Raw genomic sequence first — 22,210 nt, 5'->3', positions numbered from 1 at the left:
TGCTGAGCATTAATGCCCCCCTATCTCGTTCCGCGAGCCTAGTGAACTGACATCCACAAAATCAATATGAGTCAGAGAAGTCATCCAGCCTGCTTGCAACGAAGGATGCATTGTATCAACGATTACAGAGACTCGTACTGATGCCATTCGAGCCGCGACGGCGGCAAGTGCAATCTCGCTCATCTCGTTCCCAGATACAATGAGACGATCAAAACCTTCTTGAAGGATGAAGCGGAGTAAGGACGCGACAGCATCTTTGGGCAACGACTCGTGAACTTTGCTCCACTCGTCTTGCGGCCGAATATCGAGACCGTTGAGCGCTTGAAACTGTGCAAAACTGGCGGAACCGACAGAGACTTGAACCGCATACTTGCCAAGCGGGTGCCCGCTCTTCCCAGAAGTGCGAAGCTTTGATGTCGGGTCATCCGGAGCGTTGGTCAAAATAAGGGTTCTCATATCCGGATAAAGACTAGCCATGAATTTTGGTGAAACTTCGATTCCGGATATATGCGTTTCCTCCGTCTCTGTAGAAAGAACGGTGTCATCCCGCAATAACGCGTTCAGTTGAGCATTCTCGTCTTCCAGCCTTGCAATTATCGCCTTGAGATGCGCTTTCTCAGCATAAAGGCTGTGAATCTCATGATACAAACTGTGTAAACGCGGAATTCTGAGCGCCAATCTACGTAACATTGCCTTAAATTGCCGACGAACATGCGCATAGCGCACAAGCGCCGCTTTGCCGAACGTACGCATCAGCCAGACTGGTGAACGATGGCGCTCGGTGTCTGAAAGCTGCGGCGCAATAAATGCACCGGCTTCTAGTGGTTTAGAATGATCATGTATCTGCGCGTCAGCACCGTCAGAGCGGATTGTACCTCCAATGAACTCATTGAATGACTTCTCCATCGCCTCAAGTGTAAAATCGAGATGGAACGAGGTCTGCGCATTCGCCGCCATTTCCCGATATGCATCGGGATCGCTAACCAGCCTTTCCAACTCGTTATAGATAGCGCTGGCGTTGATACGGTCAGCAACAAGACCGCATCGCCTGTTCGCTATGTAACGAGCAGGCGATGCATAATCAGGCCCGTGAAAGACGATAGGGCGGCCGGCTGCTAGGTAAAGTACCAACTTGCTCGGGAAGCTAAATTGCGACACTTCCCTCATCCCCGGGTCGAACGGATAGGGGCAATAAAGAATGTCACATTGAGATAAAATCAGCGCAGCCTCTGGCTGAGATTTCCATCCAAGAAATGAAATGTGGCTGTCAACAGCGCCGGGTGGACGCTGTGGCCCCAGGACCACAATACGTACCGACCGTCCTGCTATCTTCCAATTTGCTAAACTCAAAGCATGGACCAACTGCAACCACTCGCCTGCTGCATAGAACTGGCCGGCCATTCCAATAACAACAGGCTTTTGCTCCAAATCAGTATCGGACGGAACCTGAGCCATAAATTTCGAGTGGCTTGAAATAACGGGAGTAGCCTTCACTTGAAAACTATCCCGGTAGAATTCCGCCATTGGTTCCGAGGCTGCCGCCACATGACAACTATTGCGTATAGCTCTATCGAAAAGAGCCTGCACACGGCGGGTTGTAACACCATCCAAGCAGTTCGCCTTCGCCCACCAACTGAACGGATCCCAGACGTGCGTATGCAGAGGAACTTGAAGCTTCTGCGCGACGGCCTCAGCCATACGAATCGTCGTCTGCCCTTGGAGTACTGCCCAAACCCGGTCGACTTTTTGCTCGCGACCGAAAGCCACGGCACGATTGATCAGAGAGCGAACAGTTATTTGTTCGGTATAACTCTCGCCCACAAACGCTGCCACGGAAGATAGCTTGCGTATGAACCGTTTCTGGGGCAACCAAGACCAATTTTCATTTGGCTTTGCATGAAATTCAATTGGTATGTTGGCAAACTCCGGTGTCGTACGAATATCAAGCGTGGGATTTGCAACAGTAAAACAACAGATAGCATCTCTCGGTACAAACCGTACCATTGCCGATAAAACGAGCCCCGCAGTGAGATTATCACAGGGAGGAATATCCGATAGGAGAAGTATTTTCATGATGCCCCGAGATGGTTTGCCACCAAATCTTTATTTGTTGACCCGCGACATAACGCGCTTGTAAAGATCTGCTGTTAGCCGGGCCTGATCTCGAATGTCGTAGTGACGTTCGGCGAGAACTCGAGAAAGTTTCCCCCTGTTTTCGCAATCGTCAGGATTTTGCACCAATCGTTCAATGGCGCGGGCCAAAGCATCACTATCACCCTTCGGAACGGCAATACCTGCATCTGGCGCAAAAGCAATCCCAGGAAGTGACGTTTCATCAAAACATAGCACTGGTCGAGCACACGCCATTGCCTCAATCGCCATCAGTCCAAATGCTTCAGCCATGGAGGGCATCGCAAAGAAATCGCAGGCAGCATACGCATCTAATAGAAGCTGTTCGTCATTAGACCAGCCAAACTCTATGATCTGATGTTTGCCGATAAAGCGATCAAAATGACCTGTTTCCTGTAGTGAGATAATGCATAACTGGATATCCGGGTTAAGCCGTTCGATGGCCTGAACGAATTCCTTCAGACCTTTGAAGCCAGTAGAAGATGACCGAAGAAAGACGACGGCCCGACCAGGAAAAACTCCCAAACGTTTACGGGCACTGGCTTTATCTTCCGGCTTGTAGCGATCCAAATCCAAACCAAAAGGAATAACCGTGATATTGAAGTCTTCAGCAAGGGGGGATTGCGATACCATGTCTTGCATCCACTTTGATGCGACGACTATTTCTGCCTTGGTTTTGCTGTAGACTTTCTTTTTCCAAGTAAATTGCTCCGCGGTGCGGTCCTCCCGCATCGCGAAGGGTATATTCAGATCTGGACAGGAGCCACAGCCATGCATCCAGCGAGAACATTGCATCGGGTAGATGCAATGCCCCGTCATAGCCCATGGGTCATGCCAAGTCCATACAGTCGGCTTTCTGCGCGTAAAGAACGGCAAAGCGGATAGGCTGAAATATCCATCGTGTATAATATGCAGATGTGCGATGTCTGCTTCACGCACTTTCTTATGATACGGCAAAGACCAAGAATGTGGTTGAAGACGTGCATGAAGAGAAAAACGGCTTTCTACCTTCATCAATCCACGTGTGAGCATTCGACTGCCGGGATAATCGAACGCTTTCGAGACAAATTCGGCGTCGGACTGCTTATTCCAGTAGACGAGTTGTGTGGAATCGACATCATGATGATTAAGGTAAGGCTTCAAGTCGTATCCATTGAATCTTCGCCCTATCAAGTCACCAGAATTAATCTGAACTACTTTTATATTCATACCATTCCCGCTTAAGAGCGAATCCAAAGAAACATACAAATCCTGAACCAAATTACTAGTTTTTTAGGATAATTTGAAACCTCACACGTCCATACACATCCGCCACCTTCCAACCAGATGGTTTAAGGGGCATTACGGATCCAGGGATAGCTATCAGATTTCTTCGGCGTCTTCTATCAAAACCCAAAAAGTTAATTCCGTCTAACCCTGCTTGTAACCATGCGCATACAGACAATACAGCTGCTACCGATCAGAAGGGAAACGGACTGTTGATGTGCCCGCAACTCCAGAAGTGCGAGGCCAATTCACAACCAAGGATTTGGTTAAATACTCCTTTACAACGGACCAACTAACACTCGACGCAGCCATCCTTAATCCCACGTGTGCAGTCCCAAGGATGCCCCGCCGCCTTCTAAATCTGCGCTCACACTCCGGACACAATGGAACCTGTTCTATGAGGTGAACCGTTAAGATAGAGCTTTTCATATGAACCATTCACCACTCAATTTCAAAATAGAACACATATTCGGAGGCTTTTTGACATTAGTGCATTTAATAATTCTGAGCTGCAAACAGCCATCAAGTTAAGCCCGCGATCCATATCACACGCCTGCCGATGATTGGGGTGCTTTAAGCAGAAAACGAGTGAAACCGGCCCCTTGTTGTGCGCTCTCTGTACCGGAAGACGCTTGCGCCATGAAGAACATTCCACATCGCCTAAAGATTTGGAACGTAAGTCTCTTCTTATTCACCCCTATCCTATGAGGGGCAACACCGTAGTTAGCCATCGACATAATCGCCAAACATTGCGCCACAATTAAGCGAACAAGCGACAAATATCAATATTTGGGCTTCAGCAGAGGGAGAGCTTGATAAAATCTCCGAATTCAATTTTATAAGAATTGGCTGGGGCGCCTGGATTCGAACCAGGGAATGCCGGTACCAAAAACCGGTGCCTTACCGCTTGGCTACGCCCCAACAAATCAAACCGAAGCAATCGGTTGCGCGGCCTTATAGCCGCTTCATTTGGCAAGCGCAATCGCCTATTCGCGAAATCTACGCTGGTGTATAAACTACCAGATCAAGCGCTATGCCGATTCAACGGCGTACTTCTTCCACCCGTAATGCAAGCAGGGATTTGCGTCGAACGGCAAAGCTGATAATCCCTGTTATCAGTCTTATTTGCCGTCGGTATCCTTATGCTTTTTTTGGCAATCTCGTTTTTATTCGGTGCTGTTCTGTGCGGTCTGGGCCTAGTGATTCTTTCCCGCCTGCTGCCGCCTCCCTTTCTGGCTGCGCGGATGAATTCGCGTTCCAACCATAATGTGGCAGCAAGGCAGATCGGCGGACTGGCGCTTATTCCTGCCGTACTCGTAACATTGCTGATCTTCGGGATCGATCTGGAGATCGCCAATCGGTTGCTGCTCTGTCTGGTCGGCGCATCGGGACTGCTGTGGATCGTCGGAGGGCTGGATGACCGTTATGAACTTTCTGAGGTCATTCGCCTCGGATCGCAGTTCTTGGCTGCCTGTATCGTTCTTTATGGCCTGGGACCTGATTACAGACTTTTGCCGGATTTGCTACCGCATTGGCTGGAAGCAGCATTGATCGTGCTTGCGCTGCTGGTCGCCATCAATGTCACGAACTTCATGGACGGTCTCGACCTCATGACCGTTGCGGGATTAGGGCTGCCTTTGGCAGGCGTCGCACTGCTCGCAGCACTCGGTCTCGCAGGCATGGAGAGCGGTGGTCTCGGCGCTGCCATCGCAGGGGCGCTGCTGGGTTTCGCGTTCTTCAACCGCCCCCCTGCCCGCATTTTCCTTGGTGATTCGGGAAGCTTGCCGCTCGGTCTTATGACCGGCACGGCCCTGCTTGTGCTGGCGCGCGAGACCCACATCGTCGTGGCTTTGATTTTGCCGCTTTACTACATTCTGGATGCAGGCTCGACCATCATCATGCGTCTTGCTCAAGGCGAGAACATCCTGAAAGCCCATTCGAAACACGCCTATCAGGTAGCCAAACGTGCTGGCTGGAGCGTCGTGAAAGTCGTCGGCCACGTGGCGCTTCTCAATCTCATCCTGATTGCCTGTGCGATAGCGCTTCTTGCACTTGACCATCTGATCACGCGCGTGGCTTTCCTGCTCGTCGCGGTGGTCGCCACGCTGGTCCTGCTGCTGGATTTTCGCGGACGTTTCAGGAAGCTATAACGCTGAAGAGAACCTTGCGCACTGTTTCCACATCGCCGCTTTCCATCGCCTCCTGAAGGCGCTGAAGGCTTTCCGGCACATTAACGGCCGCCTTGTTTCCTTTCGGCGCGCGCATGATCTTCGGATGCCGGGTGGTCTGCGCCTGCGACGGATCGTAGAAGAGTTCTTCATACATCTTCTCGCCTTCGCGAATGCCCGTCACTTCAATGCCGATGTCGCCATTCGGGTTTTCCGCATTGCGCATCGTCAGACCGGCCAGCAGGATCATGTTCTCGGCCAGATCGCGGATTTTCACTGGCTCGCCCATTTCCAGCAGCACCGTATCGCCGGATTCGGCAATCGCGCCTGACTGCACGATCAGTTCCGCCGCTTCCTTGATCGACATGAAATAGCGCGTCATGTCCTCATGAGTCAGGGTGATCGGCCCGCCATTGGCGATCTGCTCGCGGAAAAGCGGCACAACCGAGCCATTCGAACCAAGCACATTGCCGAAACGGACCGAATAGAATGCTTTTTCCTTGCCCGCCTGTGCGGCCAGCAAGCCGTAATAATAGACGACCAGTTCGGCCCAGCGTTTGGTCGCGCCCATGACATTCGTTGGCCGAACCGCCTTGTCCGACGAAATTAGCACCATACGCTCGACGTCGGTTGCAAGTGCGGCTTCCGCCACGTCGAGCGTGCCGAACACATTGTTGCAAATGCCGATGAGAGGATTTTTCTCGACCAGCGGCACATGTTTATAGGCAGCGCAGTGATAGACCGTGTCAATGTGATTATTGCGCAGCGCCTGCTCGACATAAGCGCGGTCGCGCACGGACCCCAGCACCGGCACGATCTGGCAGGACGCAATTTGTCGCAACTGCCGCTCGATCTGATAAAGCGCGAACTCGCTCGATTCAAACAGCACCAGACATTCGGGATTCCACTGCACGATGGTCCGGCAAAGCTGGCTGCCGATAGAGCCGCCTGCGCCCGTCACCATGATGCGGCGACCTTCGACCACTTCACGCAGCAGTTCTGCATCCGGTGGCACCGGCGAGCGACCAAGAAGGTCATCGATTTCGATATTGCGCAGCGCCGAAACGAGATATTTGCCTGCGCTCAAATCGGCAATCGGCGGTAGAATCCGCGTATTGACCGGAAGCCGACCAAGCAGACGGGCAAAGTCCTGACGCTGTTTCTGATCGAGTCCCGGTTCGGATACGAGCACCTGTTTGACGCCGTAATTTTCAATAAGCGCAGGCATGTCTTCAGCCCCATAGACGCGCAGACCGATAATATCCATGCCCTTGAGCTGCCCAGCCGGATCGACAAAGCCAACGACCATCGTATCGCTATGGCTGCGCAGCGCCGTCGCCAGCTGGCGCGCAGGCTCTCCGACGCCAACGATCAGCGCCGAGCTGGTATAAGTCCGGCCGGTTTCGGCATTGCGCAGCAACCATTTCGCGCCGAAACGGCTTGCCGTGATCAGCACCGTGCTCAACAGCCAATAAAGAAGCGGAACCGAGCGCGGCAGACCGGCATTGCCGTAAAGCTCCATCAGAAAGACCAGCGCGACCCAGAATAGAGCCGCCACTGCGGTCGCCTGAAAGATCGGCCAGATGGCGCGTTCCGCAAGATAGCGGATGATCGCCCGATAAAGTCCGAACCGGATGAAAACCGGAACGGTCAGAATGGGCGCGATGACAATCAGAAAAAGTTGTGCCTTGCTGGGCGTAAAAACAAAGCCCAGACGAATGACAAATGCCAGATAAGCGCTGAGCAACAGCAGAACGCAATCGCTCAGCATCAAAATAATCTGCTTGGTCAGTCGTGGCAAAAGCGCCAGCCTTTGCCAAGGATATCTCAAACTCATACGCGCATTATCCTGCTCTCAAGACAGAGCGAAACAAATACCGCTCCTGTCGGCAGCAAAAAACTCTCTTTTTACCCGACGGATGAAGCCCCTAGAATTATTCCGCAACCGTTAGCATGAGTCCGCCAGACGAACCATATGAATTGAGCCTGCATAAGATTAACGAACACGTTTCAGGCGATTAATATGCCGGTGCGGCATAAAAGCGTCGGAAAAGGCGACCTGTCTGGAAAAATTTCGCTTTTCCAGACAGATACCACTCAGGATATCAAGATGCCGGTTCTGATGCTGCGCCATGCGCTGCCATCGGAATAGGCAAGCTGCGCGCCCGCCGACGCATCCGTAACGTAGATCAAGGCGCCCGCGCCGTGATTCGCGGCGATAGGCATTGTGAGTTTCGAATAGGATGCAGGCCGGATCGGCCCATCGACATCAAGACGCGTCACCGGTGCGTTGCTTCCGATTGCAACATTGCCCGTCGCGCGATCCACGCGCATTGCCTGACGCCACGTGCCCAGATCGTCACTCACCTTGATGCTGAAATCGCTGCTGCCGTTCAGGCCCATTTCGGCATAGCCGGTCCAGCTGGTCTGGAACAGAAGGCTCGCCGTGTCGGTCGCGGCCTGCTTGTTGACCTTGATCTGATGTCCCGCGCCTGCATTGTTGAACAGGCTTGCCGCTGCCGAAAGCGAGAAACGATTGACCGCATCCGCCGCCGCCTGAATGCCCAGCATCGATACGGACAGTTCATCCGGCACGCCTCCGCCGGTGGGGTTCCAGTCCGTTCCATCGAAAACCAGAAGCTGCGCTTCCGCCTCGACATAGGCTTGCCAGCCGATCGCCGGTTGAATGAACAGCCAGCCATCATCGATGAACGAAGCGACCATGCCGTTCTTGCCGGACCAAGCACCTGAGGCGGGCAGTGCAACGATATAGCGCGCGCCAGCGGAAGGTGCTGCCGGTGGGGCGGCGAGGCTGCGCGATTTCACACTTAAATTCACCACCGCATCCAGCAGCCGCAATGCTTCATTATGCGTGACATGCTTCTGCGCCTGACTGGGCAGAATATAGGGAAGTTTCAGATTGGGCGTTTCATCCATGTTCGGCTCCTCGTGTTTGGTGATACGAAGAGCTTAGTCCAGGCGAACGACACGGGGATAAGTGCGGATCAGCTGCCGCGATAGGTGGAATAGGACCAAGGGCTGACGAGCAGCGGCACGTGATAATGTCCGTCCACATCCGCCACGGCGAACCGGATCGGAATGAGATCGAGGAAAGGCGGATTGGCCTGATCGGCCCCGCGCCCTGCAAAATACTCGGCCACATGGAATTGCAGCTCGTAAACGCCAATCTGCATGTCGTCGCCGGTCAGCAGCGGTGCATCAGTGCGCCCGTCCAGATTGGTGACAACGCATTTGATCAGTTCCGGTGCGCCCTTGCTGATGCGATAGAGCTCAATGCGCATTGCCGCAGCCGGGCTGCCATGCGCTGTGTCGAGAACGTGTGTGGAAAGTCTGCCCATGTTTCCCTCGAATAATATTCAGACTGGTTTGGCCGACTGGATGCGGAAAACGACATCCGGGAAGAAATATTCTTCCAGATTGTCCTCCTTGCCAGCGCGGTCGACAATGAGAAAATCCGATTTCTGCTCAAGCGCCAGAAGCGGATGATGCCAGACATTCTTGAGATAGTTGACGCCCTGATCGCCCTTGGCAAGGAAAACACGCGGCCGTGCGGGCTTGCCGTCGGTATCTTCAGCGACAACGACCAGAAACGGACGCCGCTCCAGCGGTATGAAGGCCTGCGAACCGAAGGGATGACGCTCCATCATGACGATATCGATGGGCGCTTCAAAAGACTGGCCGCGGAAAATATTGATCAGCACACGCGCTTGCGTGCCTTCTGCCTCGACGCGCGCCAGATCATGAAAACGCTCGGTCGAACCATTGTTGATGAGACGCCGCTCTGCCCCTTCAACCTCGATGACATCGCCGAACGGCGCGAATGCTTGCTTGGTCAGCGGCTCTACCGCGAGCGTCTCAACCTTCACCTTTGCCTCCCGAAAAACAGTACTGGAGGATGACAAAGCGTTGTCCCGCGCCGCTTGTCAATCGCGAAGCAGTTTCAATCAGATATGATAAAGGCCGGACATGATCCGGCCTCTCGCAATCATCGTGAAATAAGCCCTGCACATTTGCGCGGGAGCGCGTTTCACTTTTTCTTTGAAAAGCCGTAGAGCGCTGAAATGCCCAAGAGCGCCACCGCCTGCACCGCCATGATCATATAGATGAAATCAACCTTCACCCCAGCGGCAATCGCAACGAGCGCCGCGCCGATCAGGCCAAGGGAAAGGAAGGAGAATATTCGGGCGAGCTGTCTTGTTTGACGAGATTCGGCGGCGAGCGATGCGGTAGCGACGCGTGACTTTGCTCTGTGCGGCATATCCAACTCCTGACCGTGATGAATACGATTTCCGAATTCCGAACGCACAACCCTCTGACGTCCATTCTTGACGTATCAGGCAGTTACCGTTTGAAATCCCACTATATAAGGCCTATGCCGTTTCGACAATAACACCATAAATAAATTGGAAATGACTTCCATGGCGCTCGTTTTCGACAGCAGTTTCTCTCCTGAATATGGGAAGCCGGTTGAGCTAAGTAAAGGGATTGTCCGCGTGACGGTGAACAATCCGAGCGCCTTCACCTTTCATGGCACCAACAGCTATATCGTTGGCCGGGACACGCTGGCGATCATCGATCCGGGTCCCGTCGATGAGGCCCATTATCAGGCTCTGCTTGCCGCCATTGCAGGACGCCCCGTCAGCCATATTTTTGTCAGCCACACGCACCGCGATCACTCGCCGCTGGCCGAGCGCCTCAAAAACGAGCTGGGTGCAAAAACGGTTGCCGAAGGCCCGCACCGGCCCGCCCGCCCCTATCATGCGGGCGAAGTGAACGTGCTCGAAGCCAGCGCCGACACGGATTTTGCGCCCGATATCGTGCTTGCCGATGGCGGAACCGTGGAGGGCGATGGCTGGGCGCTTCAAGGCCTCCACACACCGGGCCATGCCGCAAACCACATGGCATTCGGGCTGAAAGGCACGGATATCCTGTTTTCGGCCGATCATGTGATGGCCTGGGCTACCTCCATCGTCGCCCCGCCGGATGGCTCGATGAGCGACTATATGGCCTCGCTAGAAAAGCTTCTGGCACGTGACGATCATGTCTATCTGCCCGGCCATGGCGGTGCGGTGACCAAGCCCGCCGCCTTTGTGCGCGGATTGCGGGCCCATCGCAAAATGCGCGAGCGCGCGGTTTTTCAGCGCATCATGCAAGGCGACCGCACCATCGGCGACATGGTGAAGGCGATCTATCGCGATACCGATCCGCGCTTGCATGGCGCAGCAGCTCTGTCGGTGCTGGCGCATCTGGAAGATCTGGTCGGGCGCGGGGAAATCGTGACCGAAGGCGACCCATCGCTCGACAACATCTACCAGCCTGCATAAACAACGCTATTCGACGTCCGCAGGTGCCTTGTTCACTTCGCCTTCCAGGCTTCCAAGAAATTCGGTGATGAAGGCCGCATTCTGCCCCAGATCGCGTTTTCCATAGCGCGAGAGCGAACGGATATCGACATAGGTGGTTTCACCTTCATCCAGCAGCCGGATAACGATATCGCTCTTGAGACCGAGAATGAAACTATGCGCCGTCGCGACAAAGCGGGTGGCGCTTTCCTCCGGCGACGGCACATCGTTGACGATCACCTGCCAGCCGAAACTCTTCAACACGGTCTGCACACCCTGCGCCACGCGGTCGGGCGCTGCCTCATAGCGGCGGCCCAGTACATCGGGATAGGCGGTGAGCTGTGTCAGCGCATCGCCGCTGACCGCCGGTGTCAGCGGGTTCATCCATTGCAGGCGGGCGGGCATATCGGTGGGAAATTGCGGCGGCGTCTCGAAATCGGTCGAAATATCATAGAGTGCTGGCGAGCTGATCCAGAGAATGCCCAGCAAACCGAGCGGCGCCAGCACGATGCAGGCAAACACGCAGGCCGTGAAGGATCGCGCCCCGCCCTTGTCGCCATTGACCCAGAGATTGCGAAAACCCTTGGCTGCGCAGATCAGCGCCAGCAGGGCCAGAGCGCCGCTCAATCCGGCGGCAAGGACGAAATCAGGCGTTTCAAGCTTCCAGAAGCGGTGCAGCACGAAAGCCAGCGCCAGCAATACGGCGGCGAAGACCCCGAACCGCAAGGCCCAGACCGCAGAACGCGACTGTCGCCGCTGATAGCGAAGTTTTCTCATCCAGGTTCCCAGAAGCACATCCCGAAAAATACAACGCACTTTTCGGCAGAATCCCAAAACGGCCACAACATTCAGCCACGCTTATGAATAGCAGAGAGATTTGAACCCGGCAAAACATGCAGCTGTACAGTTTTGCATAATCATCGTTACTGCCTGAAAAGCACACGTATTGCGCGATCATGGCACACTAAAAACGCATGAAGTGCAGGCTATTTTCGGATCACTATTGCCGCCTAACAGAAAAAAGCGAGGTAAATCAATCAAAAGAGCATTGCAGCAACTACTAATGAAGGGCATGATCGATTATTAGGGGGCTTTTTTCGGATTCGTCGGAGAGGACGGAATGAACCACGCGCCTGAAAACAGTGCCAACGGGATTGGCACCACCACCCGGTCGGGCAGCGCCGAAGAAAGCGCCCAGACGGGTCTTGAAACAAGTACGATGACGCTCGAAGCCGTCGAGCTGGAATTTGCGCTCGGGGCCATTGACGTGCTGATCGAGGGGTTTGATGCAGCGCTTGCCAAGGCCGCAGAACGTGTGGGTGGCGAAGTTCTGTTCAACATGCCGGCGCTCGACACCAGCGAAGCCCAGCGCATCGGCGCGATCGCCATTGCCGGGCAGCCGCAGGATCAGGTGATTTTCGTCACGCTGCGCAATGACGGCACAACCCTGTCGGTCGAACCGCCGAAGGGCGAGAATGCGCTTTTCGAAAGCCTTGGCCGCAACTATGCCGCCGTCATGAAAAGCCTGTCGCCGAAGGAGCAGACCAACGGCGCTTGATCATTTCGGCGGGGTGGATTTTTTGACGCCTGGAACACCCGCCTGAAGATTGTGCGCAGGCACCGGGTTCAGCGTCATCGACGTTTCAACATCGCGCAGCAGCACGAATTTCATTCCCTTGGCCTTCAGCGCCATTATGCCTTTGGCAACGCCCTCGCCCGCCGACCGTGTCGGCTGATTGATATGCGAGATGATGACATCGCCATCGCGGGCCGCCGATATGCGCCGCGCCACAGTCGGCGCAAGCAACGATGCGCCCTGATCCCCATTCAGCGAATAACCGCCGATCTTGTAGCCAAGGCTTGTGGCGAGCGCCACAGCATCGGTCGAATAGCGGGCTGTCGCATCGCGATAATATTGCGGCTTTGGCGCACCAGCCCCGACAATCGACGTCGATCCGCCCTCGATTTCCGAGCGCACGGCATCCAGCGATCCGGCGGTCTTGATGCCATACATGGTCGGCACATTGGTAATGGCCGGAACATGCATGGCGCCGTGATCCTCAATCGCGAACAGGTCGGGATTGGCTTTCATCACCGCAAAGGCTTCTGCGTTTTGTTTCAACCAGCGCCCGGTCACAAAGATCGTCGCGGGAATGCGCTCCTTGACCAGCGTATCGAGAATGCGATGGTCCGTCTTGCCCATGCAGGCATCAAGCGTCAGCGCCACTTGCGGCGTTGCACTGCCGCCGCGTGCGATGCGCAGCTGCGGCTCCACGATCCGAACCTTTTCCGGTTGGGCCGCATCCTGCGGTGAAACCTCGACAGCGCCTGCCGTGCTGCAAGCGAAAACAAGCGCGGCCCCCGCCGCAGAAATGAAACGACGCATGGCCCGTTCTTCTGAAAGTGTAAATTTCGAAGGATTTTAATACGTCGGGCAATATTGTCCAGTGTGCCGACCCAACTGAATGGGGCCGACATACTAACACTTTGTTGTTATAGGGATTTTCCTTGCCAAAGCGAAAGCGCTCCTACCTTTTCAGGAGCGCGTTCTTTTGGCTTACGCCTTGCGCACGGCTGCCTGTGCGGCGGCGAGCCGGGCAATCGGCACGCGGAACGGCGAGCAGGACACATAATCAAGGCCGGTCTTTTCACAGAAGGCGATAGACGACGGATCGCCACCATGCTCACCGCAAATGCCGAGCTTGATCTTGTCGCGCGTCTTGCGCCCACGCTCGGCGGCGATCTGCACCAGTTCGCCCACACCATCCACATCGAGCGACACGAATGGGTCCTGCTCCACCACACCGCGCTGCTGGTAGGTAGTGAGGAAGCCTGCCGCGTCATCGCGCGAAATGCCAAATGTAGTCTGGGTCAGGTCGTTGGTGCCGAACGAGAAGAACTCTGCCGTTTCGGCGATTTCCGCTGCGCGCAAAGCTGCACGCGGCAGTTCGATCATCGTGCCGACCATATAGTCGATCTTGACGCCCGCTTCCTTCATGACGTCCTGAGCCACCGCATCGATGCGCCCCTTGACGAAATCCAGTTCCGCCTTGAGGCCGACCAGCGGCACCATAACTTCCGGCACCACCGGTTCGCCGGTTATCTTGCCTGCCTCGACGGCAGCCTCGAAAATGGCGCGCGCCTGCATTTCCGCAATTTCCGGATAGGAAATCGCCAGGCGACAGCCGCGATGGCCCAGCATCGGGTTGAACTCGTGCAGGCTTTCGGCGCGCTCGCGCAGCTTCACCGCGTCTACGCCCATGGAGCTGGCCACTTCGGCGACTTCCTCGTCCGTATGCGGCAGGAATTCGTGTAGCGGCGGATCGAGCAGACGGATCGTGACCGGCAGGCCCTTCATGATTTCGAACAGTTCGGCAAAGTCGGAACGCTGCATCGGCAGAAGCTTGGTCAGCGCTGCGCGACGGCCTTCTTCATTGTCGGAGAGGATCATCTCGCGCATCGCAACAATGCGGCTTCCCTCGAAAAACATGTGTTCGGTGCGGCAAAGACCGATGCCTTCCGCGCCGAAAGACCGGGCCGTGCGGGCATCCGCAGGCGTTTCGGCATTGGCGCGTACTTTCATGCGGCGTTGGCGGTCGGCCCATTCCATCAATTGGCCAAAGTCGCCGGAAAGCTCCGGCTGAAGCATGGCGACAGCGCCTTTCAGCACCTGCCCGCTCGAACCGTCGACGGTGACAACATCGCCCTTCTTGAAGGTCTGGCCGGCAGCCAGCATGATGCCGTTGCGATAATCGACGCGCAGCGATCCCGCACCCGAAACGCAAGGCTTGCCCATACCGCGCGCCACGACCGCCGCATGGCTGGTCATGCCGCCGCGTGTCGTCAGAATGCCTTCTGCCGCGTGCATGCCATGAATGTCTTCCGGGCTGGTTTCGATACGAACCAGAATGACCTTGCGGCCTTCAGACTTCGCCTGTTCGGCATCTTCCGACGAGAAGACGATTTCACCCGTCGCAGCGCCCGGCGAGGCGGGCAGGCCCTGACCGACGATCTGACGCTCGGCGCGCGGATCGATGGTCGGGTGCAACAGCTGATCCAGCGCCGCGGGATCGATACGCAGCACGGCCTCTTCCTCGGTGATCAGCCCTTCGCCAGCCATTTCGACGGCCATTTTAAGCGCGGCCTTGGCGGTGCGCTTGCCCGAACGGGTCTGGAGCATCCAGAGCTTACCGCGCTCGATGGTGAATTCCAGATCCTGCATGTCGCGATAATGCTGCTCCAGTCGGTCGGCGACCTTGAGGAATTCGGCAAACGCTTCCGGCATCACCTTTTCCAGCGACGGTTTGTCGGAACCGGCAGCGATGCGCGCTTCTTCGGTGATGTTCTGCGGCGTGCGAATGCCCGCCACCACGTCTTCACCCTGCGCATTGACGAGGAATTCGCCGTAAAGCTTCTTCTCGCCGGTCGAAGGATTGCGTGTGAAGGCTACGCCCGTGGCGGAAGTCTCACCCATATTGCCGAACACCATGGCCTGCACATTGACCGCCGTGCCCCAGGCCGCCGGGATATTGTGCAAACGGCGATAGGTGATGGCGCGGGCATTCATCCAGCTGGAGAAAACAGCACCTATGGCGCCCCAAAGCTGCTCATGCGGGTCCTGCGGAAAAGGCTGGCCCAGCTCTTCCTCGACCTTGGCCTTGTAGAGCGAAATGACATCTTTCCAGTCGTCCGCCGTCAGCGCCGTGTCGACATCGACGGCGAGATCGGCCTTCTTGTCTTCGAGAATTTCCTCAAAGAAACCATGATCGACGCCCAGCACCACATCCGAATACATCTGAATGAAACGGCGGTAGCTGTCATAGGCGAAGCGCTCGTCACCGGCTTCGCGGGCGATGGCCTGCACGGTTTCGTCGTTGAGGCCGAGATTAAGCACCGTATCCATCATGCCGGGCATGGAGGCGCGTGCGCCGGAACGAACCGACACCAGCAGCGGCTTATCAGCATCGCCGAAATTGCGGCCTGTCACCTTGGCGATATGGACAAGCGCTGCGCGCACCTGCTCGTCGAGTTCGGACGGATAATTGCGGTCATGGTCGTAATAATAGGTGCAGACTTCGGTGGTGATCGTAAAGCCGGGCGGTACGGGCAGACCGAGGCTGCTCATTTCAGCCAGATTCGCTCCCTTGCCGCCGAGAAGATTACGGTCGCTTGCCGCACCTTCCGCCTTGCCGTCGCCGAACGTGTACACCCACTTCGCCATCATGGCCTCCCTTGATGCAGGAACGGTTCACAAAAGGCTTGCAACAATTGCAAGTACTCCCAGAACCTGCTGTCCGTTGCTTATGCGATCCGCAAGGCTGCTGCCAACCAAAAAAGACAAGCCGCGACAATAGAATCGATTAGAGGCGGGAATAGCTGCGCGGAGGCCACATAACGGATTGACTCTGCTCGGCAGATACAGCAAAAATAAGAACAAACAAAGAACATATTGGAGTTGGACCATGCGTATCACGGGCAAGCTCGACTATCTGGAAATGCCAGCTGGAAACGGATCGCTTGATGCGACCAAGAGTTTCTATGCGCGTGCCTTCGGCTGGTCTTTCACCGATTACGGCCCGACCTATTCAGCCTTCTCGGAAGGATTGGATGGCGGCTTTGACGCCGATCCGCAGGCAACAGCGAAGCCGCTGCCGGTGCTTTATGCGCTGAGGCTCGAAACCGCGCTTCAGGCCGTGACGGAAGCTGGCGGAACCATTGTGAAGCCGATCTTTGCCTTTCCGGGCGGACGGCGTTTTCATTTCACCGATCCGGCGGGTAATGAACTCGCAGTCTGGAGCGACCGGTAAAACCCGTTTGTGGCGGTAGACTACCGAGCCTCAATGAATGTGCTCGGCAGAAGCGCGATCGACTGTTTCCATCTGCAAGGTGGTGTGGTCAAGATCGTATTTCTCCTGCAAGACCTGCTCGACCGCGCGGCGCACGGTTTCGCCCTCCGCGCCGTCGGCCAGCACAATATGGGCGGTCAGGGATTGCTGGTTCTTGGTGAGCGACCAGACATGAAGGTCGTGGAGGGTCGCCACACCCGGTACAGCCAGCACGGCTTTCTGCAAGTCGTTGAGGTCGAGTCCCGCAGGGACGCCTTCCAGCAGGATATTGATGCATTCCTTGAGCAGCACCCATGTGCGCGGAAAGACCATGAAGCCGATACCGATGGCGATCACCGAATCCACCCATTCCCATCCGGTCAGATAAATGATCGCAGCGCCGACGATCACGCCGACAGAGCCCAGCATATCCGCCCAGACCTCGAGATAAGCGCCCTTGACGTTTAGGCTTTGATCCTTGTGCCCCATCAAGACCCGCATCGATATCAGGTTGATCACCAGCCCGATCACGGCAACGACCATCATGCCAGCCGATTGCACATCGGCTGGACTTGAAAGACGCACATAGGCCTCATAGAGGATATAGAAAGCCACGCCGAGCAGCAGAAGTGCATTGACCGTCGCGGCAAGGATTTCGAACCGGGCATAGCCGTAGGTGCGAAGGATATCGGCGGCCCGGCGGCCCAGATAGATGGCGATCAGGGCAAGAAGCAGCGCAAAACTGTCCGTCGCCATATGCATGGCATCGGATAACAGCGCCAGACTGCCGGTGACGAAACTGCCGATGATTTCGACGATCATGAAAAGGCTGGTTATAGCAAACGCGATCCATAGCCTTGGAAGCGGCGTATCGCTGACATCTCCGTGGTCGTGATCACCGCTCATGCCGGTCCTCCGCACAGATTGTGTTTTTAGCTCGCTTCGCGCAGGCGTTCCGCCGTTTGCAGATCGACCGAAACCAGCTGGCTGACGCCCTGTTCGCCCATGGTGACGCCGAACAGACGATTCATACGCGCCATGGTGATCGGATTATGCGTGATGACCACGAAACGCGTTTCGGTTAAAGCGGCCATCTCATCCATCAGATTGCAATAGCGCTCAACATTGTGGTCGTCGAGTGGCGCGTCCACTTCGTCCAGCACGCAGATCGGCGCCGGATTGGTGAGAAACACCGCAAAGATCAGCGCCATGGCCGTCAGCGCCTGCTCGCCGCCTGACAGCAGCGTCATGGTCTGCGGCTTTTTCCCGGGTGGACGGGCGAGAATTTCAAGCCCGGCTTCCAGCGGATCCTCGCTTTCGATCAGTTGCAGTTCCGCCGTGCCGCCGCCGAACAGATGCGTGAACAGGCGCTGGAACTGCACATTCACCACCTCGAAAGCAGCCAGCAGACGCTCGCGTCCTTCGCGGTTCAGGCTCTGGATCGCCTGACGCAATTTCTTGATCGCCTCTATAACATCCTCGCGCTCGGACACAATCGCATCTAGACGGTCCGAAAGCTCCTGGCTTTCCTCTTCCGCGCGCAGGTTCACCGCGCCAAGCCGCTCGCGCTCGATCTTGAGCCGCTCCAGCTGGCGTTCCAGCTGATCGGGATCGGGAATAGCATCATCGGCCTTCAGCCCGGTATGGCGAATCGCTTCATGCGGCGCGCAATTAAGCGCTTCAACGATACGGGCTTCCGCATCCTTGCGCCGCTCTTCGGCTGCGGCAAGGCGTTCTTCGGCGCGGGCACGCTGCTCGCGGCTTGATGCCAGATGCTGAATGGCAAGCGTCGCGGCCTTGTCGAGTTCGGCCTGCGCGGTTTCAGCCGCGGCCAGAATATCAGCGGCTTCTTTACGACGATCATCCGCCAGGGAAAGCTCGTTCAACAGCGCCCGGCGGCGCGCCTCGATCTCGTCCGGCGCTTCGGCCAGACCTTCCGCCTCGTCTGCCGTCTCGGCGCGACGGTCGTTCAGCGACGCAATCTGCCGGTCGGCATTTTCCGCGCGCGAAATCCAGTTGCGTCGCTCCAGCGCAATCATGTCCAGACGGCGCAACCGCGCTTCGGCTTCGCGACGCAGCCCTTCATAAGCGGCGCGTGCTTCGGCCAAAGCCGTGCGGTCGGAGAGGACTTCGCTCGTCAGCGCTGCAAGGCGTTGCGCAATGGCCTCCAGATCCGGCATTTCACCGAGCCGGTCTTCCGCTTCCGCGACGCGGATCTGCGCTTCTTCCAGATTTTCTTCCAGCCGCGCCTTGGATTCGTCCAGAGCCGAACGGCGGGTTGCAAGCTGCCCTGCCGCACGCTCGGCGACCGCCAGCGCTTCACGCGCCTCGTCCAGCTTGCGCTGATTGGTGCGCCACTGATCGCGGGCGACACGCTCATGTTCGACGGCTTCGCGCACCGAAGCTTCGGCGCGGCGCACGGCCTGTTCGGCCTCATCGACGCCTTTGCGGGCGGCAACCGATTCCTGCTCGAGTTCGCTCAGGCGGTTCTTCTGGGCCAGACGTTGTGCTGCCGGTGTCGGCGCATCGGCGCTTGCCGTATAGCCATCCCAGCGCCACAGCGCACCGGCCTTGCTCACCAGCCGCTGGCCGGGACGCAAAAGCGCCTGCAAACGCTGCCCATCACTATCCGACACAACGCCGACTTGGGCCAGCCTGCGGCGCAATTGCTGCGGCCCATCGACCAGCCGGTCAAGCGGCGTTGCCCCTTGTGGCAAGGCCGGATCGGCTTCCGGTGCCGGATTATAAGCCCAATAGACCGGTGCATTGTCGTCGCTTGCCGCGTCGAGGTCTTCACCCAAGGCCGCGCCGAGGGCGATTTCATAACCCTTTTCAACGCGCAGCTCTTCCACCACCGGCGGAAACTGGCCGGTTTCGCCAGCATTGAGAATACGCGCCAGCGTCTGTGCTTCGGTCTCGATGCGGCTCAGTTCCGTGCGCGCTTCGTTCAAAGGCTGACGGCTTGCCGCTTCGACTTCGCGTGCGCCTGCGACCAGTTCTTCTGCCGCAACAACCGCTTCTTCAGCCGCAGCAAGCGCATCCGCACAGGCGTCAACCACGATGCGCTTTTCTGCCGGATCGAACAGACCGCCGATCTGCTGGACGACAGCGGCAATATCGCGCTCGATAGTGTCCATCTGCACGGCAAGGCGGTCGCGGCGATCCTGTGTTTCCTTCAAAGCGCGTTCGATCTGCGCCCGTTCGGCGGTCGCTTCCGCCCGTTCGGCGGTCACCCGCGCCAGCGCGCCTTCGCTATCGGTCAGGCGAATTTCCGCCTCTTCGAACAGCGCACGCAATTCCTCGTCGCGCTCGCCCGATGCTTCGTTGGAAGCGACCAGTTCCTGCTCTTCTTCTTCCAGTTTCGCCAGAATATCGGCGTTCTCGCACACCATCTGCTCTTCGCGAGCAATGTCGGCAGTCAGCTGTTCCAGCCGCTTCATCAGCTCGGCGCGGCGGGCGCGAATGCGTCCGTCCTCTTCGTCCAGCTGGGTGCGGGCAATTGAAAGGCGCTGCAAGGCGGCGGCAGCCTTGGCTTCGGCCTCGCGCAGTTCCGGAAGCTTATGCGCGCCGACCGCCTGATCGCGAGCCGCGTTCATCTGCGCCTGCGCCATATCGCCGACAGTCGCGGTCGCAGCCGACAAGGCGCTTTGTGCCTCGCCTTCCTGCGCTTTGGCCTGGCTCCAGCGCAGATGCAGCAAGGCGGCTTCCGCACGGCGGATATCGGCGGACAGCGCCTTGAAACGGTTGGCCTGACGCGCCTGACGCTTCAGGCTTTCGATCTGGCTACCCAACTCGCCGACCACATCGTCAAGACGGTCGAGATTGCCCTCGGCAGCACGCAGGCGTAGTTCCGCTTCGTGGCGACGCGTATGGAGGCCGGAAATACCGGCAGCTTCTTCCAGAAGCGCACGGCGTGCCTGTGGTTTTGCCTGAATGAGTTCGCCGATGCGCCCCTGCCCGACCATGGACGGCGAACGCGCGCCGGTCGATTGATCCGCAAAGAGCAACTGCACATCCTTGGCGCGAGCTTCCTTGCCATTGATGCGATAGACGGAGCCTGCCTCGCGCTCGATACGGCGCGACACCTGCAACTCATCGGCGTCGTTATAGCTCGCGGGAGCCGTGCGGTCGGAATTGTCGAGGAAAAGCGTCACTTCCGCCGTATTGCGCGCCGGGCGCGTGGCGGAACCGGAAAAAATGACATCGTCCATGCCGGAGGCGCGCATGTTCTTGTATGAGTTTTCACCCATCACCCAGCGCAGAGCTTCGACAAGATTGGATTTGCCGCAGCCATTCGGCCCGACGACGCCGGTCAGCCCGCCTTCGATGACGAACTCCATCGGCTCGACGAAGGACTTGAAACCGACAAGGCGCAATTTGGAGAAGCGCATCAGCAAGCTCCTCCAGTTTTATCGCCCATTCCAGAAACGACAAAAGCGGACGCAGTGATGCGTCCGCTTTTCATCCGGGAAAACGGTTCAGAGAAGCTTGTCGATGATTGCCGACATTTCGTCAACCGAAAGGGCTCCAGCGTATTTTTGGCCGTTGATGAAGAAGGTTGGCGTCGCATTGACTCCATAATCCTTCGATCCACGTTCCATCGTGGCTCTCACATCATCGAGAACTTGCTGGTTCGTCAAGCAAGCCTTGAAGGACTCCTGTGTAAAACCGGCAAGTTTTGCGATTTGCAGCAGGGCGGCTTCACCATCTTCGGCAGTTGCCCACTGTTGCTGCTGCTTGAAGAACACGTCGACCATCGGGAAATAGCGATCTTCCGGAGCGCAGCGCGCCAGCATGAACGCAGCGGTTGCGCGCGGATCGAACGGGAATTCGCGGAAGATGAGCCGCGCCTTGCCCGTATCGATATATTTTTCCTTGATTTTCGGGAAGGTATTGATCGTGAACTCGGCGCAATGCGGGCAGGTCAGCGACGCATATTCGATGATCGTCACCGGTGCATCGGCCTTGCCGTAGACCATATCCTTGAGCTTGCCCGGCTCGGCGATCTTCGCCGCATCGACAGTGCCTTCCGGGGCACGGTCCTGCGCCAGAGCGCCCGTTGCAGAAGCTCCTGCAAAAGCCAGTCCGGCAGCAGCCGATCCAGCGAGAGAAATGACGTGTCTGCGATTAAGTACTGCAGGCATCCGAATCATCCAGTCCTGTTTCATTTGGTTGTTCGATATATAATCTAAGGCGGCAGAGAAATATTCGCCAGACCCGCATCGTTCACATGAAAGTCAGCAGAGCGCCGATATTGTTTCCATATGCAGAACGACTAGCCCAGTTCTTGCTTCAACTCGCTGCAAACTGCCGAAGCCTTGCATCAAATTTATGGCGGCTTGTATCGCAATTAAATGTTTTTGCAATTGTGGGAGTTTCTTAGAGTCCGTTTGAGAATTTGCTTTAATGGCTGATACGGCGCAACAACAGGCTCCCCATGGCGACGTGGATCATCGCT

Annotated in this window: 17 protein-coding genes and 1 tRNA gene; 4 read left to right on the top strand and 14 right to left on the bottom strand. The window is 56.7% G+C overall.

From position 1 onward, the window contains the following. Positions 1-9: 9 nt before the first annotated feature. From FIC94_RS21575 to FIC94_RS21565, 3 genes are all read right to left on the bottom strand, one after another. Positions 10-2,073 (bottom strand): glycosyltransferase, encoded by a 2,064-nt coding sequence (locus FIC94_RS21575; protein WP_140026371.1) that lies wholly within the window; start codon positions 2,071-2,073, stop codon positions 10-12. 30 nt (positions 2,074-2,103) lie between these two features. Continuing rightward, complete coding sequence (locus tag FIC94_RS21570; protein WP_140026370.1) at positions 2,104-3,339, bottom strand: glycosyltransferase family 4 protein; 1,236 nt, start codon at positions 3,337-3,339, stop codon at positions 2,104-2,106. A 903-nt stretch (positions 3,340-4,242) separates the two neighbouring features. Next, positions 4,243-4,317: transfer RNA gene (locus FIC94_RS21565), tRNA-Gln, on the bottom strand. A 221-nt stretch (positions 4,318-4,538) separates the two neighbouring features. On the opposite strand from FIC94_RS21565, the gene FIC94_RS21560 reads away from it, so the two are divergent. Then, positions 4,539-5,546 (top strand): MraY family glycosyltransferase, encoded by a 1,008-nt coding sequence (locus tag FIC94_RS21560; RefSeq protein ID WP_140026369.1) that lies wholly within the window; start codon positions 4,539-4,541, stop codon positions 5,544-5,546. Here the strand turns inward: FIC94_RS21560 and FIC94_RS21555 are convergent. The 5 genes from FIC94_RS21555 to FIC94_RS21535 form a co-directional block, all read right to left on the bottom strand. Next, a complete protein-coding gene (locus tag FIC94_RS21555) occupies positions 5,533-7,401 on the bottom strand; it encodes a polysaccharide biosynthesis protein (protein WP_140026368.1) in 1,869 nt (622 codons plus the stop codon). The two genes, FIC94_RS21560 and FIC94_RS21555, sit on opposite strands and share 14 nt — an antisense overlap. 260 nt (positions 7,402-7,661) lie before the next feature. Then, positions 7,662-8,501, bottom strand: coding sequence for a DUF2793 domain-containing protein (locus FIC94_RS21550; RefSeq protein ID WP_140026367.1), 840 nt, complete (start codon positions 8,499-8,501; stop codon positions 7,662-7,664). Positions 8,502-8,569: 68 nt separating this feature from the next. Beyond that, on the bottom strand, positions 8,570-8,923 hold the full coding sequence (gene uraH / locus FIC94_RS21545; RefSeq protein WP_140026366.1) for a hydroxyisourate hydrolase: 354 nt from the start codon (positions 8,921-8,923) through the stop codon (positions 8,570-8,572). An 18-nt stretch (positions 8,924-8,941) separates the two neighbouring features. Continuing rightward, positions 8,942-9,451: an ureidoglycolate lyase gene (locus FIC94_RS21540; RefSeq protein WP_140026365.1), complete on the bottom strand. Its 510-nt coding sequence runs from the start codon at positions 9,449-9,451 to the stop codon at positions 8,942-8,944. Between the two features lie 161 nt (positions 9,452-9,612). After that, entirely contained in the window at positions 9,613-9,891 is a 279-nt protein-coding gene (locus FIC94_RS21535) for a hypothetical protein (protein ID WP_121539526.1), read from the bottom strand. A gap of 112 nt (positions 9,892-10,003) precedes the next feature. Here FIC94_RS21535 and FIC94_RS21530 point away from each other — a divergent pair, with 112 nt between their 5' ends. Then, on the top strand, positions 10,004-10,909 hold the full coding sequence (locus FIC94_RS21530; RefSeq protein WP_140026364.1) for an MBL fold metallo-hydrolase: 906 nt from the start codon (positions 10,004-10,006) through the stop codon (positions 10,907-10,909). A gap of 6 nt (positions 10,910-10,915) precedes the next feature. On the opposite strand, the gene FIC94_RS21525 is transcribed toward FIC94_RS21530, so the two are convergent. Next, positions 10,916-11,704: a DUF1499 domain-containing protein gene (locus tag FIC94_RS21525; RefSeq protein ID WP_121539524.1), complete on the bottom strand. Its 789-nt coding sequence runs from the start codon at positions 11,702-11,704 to the stop codon at positions 10,916-10,918. A gap of 442 nt (positions 11,705-12,146) precedes the next feature. Here FIC94_RS21525 and FIC94_RS22745 point away from each other — a divergent pair, with 442 nt between their 5' ends. After that, the gene (locus FIC94_RS22745) at positions 12,147-12,485 is read left to right on the top strand and encodes a hypothetical protein (protein WP_036592710.1); all 339 of its coding nucleotides are present in this window, start codon (positions 12,147-12,149) and stop codon (positions 12,483-12,485) included. Here FIC94_RS22745 and FIC94_RS21515 read toward each other — a convergent pair whose 3' ends face one another. Both FIC94_RS21515 and ppdK read right to left on the bottom strand, forming a co-directional pair. Further along, entirely contained in the window at positions 12,486-13,313 is an 828-nt protein-coding gene (locus tag FIC94_RS21515; RefSeq protein ID WP_140026363.1) for a polysaccharide deacetylase family protein, read from the bottom strand. Positions 13,314-13,484: 171 nt separating this feature from the next. Beyond that, positions 13,485-16,148, bottom strand: a complete 2,664-nt coding sequence (gene ppdK / locus FIC94_RS21510; protein ID WP_140026362.1) for a pyruvate, phosphate dikinase — start codon at positions 16,146-16,148, stop codon at positions 13,485-13,487. Positions 16,149-16,389: 241 nt separating this feature from the next. On the opposite strand from ppdK, the gene FIC94_RS21505 reads away from it, so the two are divergent. Beyond that, positions 16,390-16,734: a VOC family protein gene (locus FIC94_RS21505; RefSeq protein WP_140026361.1), complete on the top strand. Its 345-nt coding sequence runs from the start codon at positions 16,390-16,392 to the stop codon at positions 16,732-16,734. A gap of 30 nt (positions 16,735-16,764) precedes the next feature. On the opposite strand, the gene FIC94_RS21500 is transcribed toward FIC94_RS21505, so the two are convergent. From FIC94_RS21500 to FIC94_RS21490, 3 genes are all read right to left on the bottom strand, one after another. Beyond that, positions 16,765-17,658 (bottom strand): cation diffusion facilitator family transporter, encoded by an 894-nt coding sequence (locus FIC94_RS21500; RefSeq protein ID WP_140026360.1) that lies wholly within the window; start codon positions 17,656-17,658, stop codon positions 16,765-16,767. Positions 17,659-17,684: 26 nt separating this feature from the next. Continuing rightward, positions 17,685-21,143, bottom strand: a complete 3,459-nt coding sequence (smc, locus tag FIC94_RS21495; protein WP_140026359.1) for a chromosome segregation protein SMC — start codon at positions 21,141-21,143, stop codon at positions 17,685-17,687. Between the two features lie 87 nt (positions 21,144-21,230). Then, positions 21,231-21,896: a DsbA family protein gene (locus FIC94_RS21490; protein WP_109370185.1), complete on the bottom strand. Its 666-nt coding sequence runs from the start codon at positions 21,894-21,896 to the stop codon at positions 21,231-21,233. Positions 21,897-22,210: the final 314 nt, after the last annotated feature.

Source organism: Ochrobactrum teleogrylli, from assembly GCF_006376685.1.
GTDB classification, from domain to species: domain Bacteria; phylum Pseudomonadota; class Alphaproteobacteria; order Rhizobiales; family Rhizobiaceae; genus Brucella; species Brucella teleogrylli.
The sequence above is the reverse complement of the archived record's forward strand: the minus strand, read 5'-3'. Positions and strand labels throughout refer to the sequence as shown.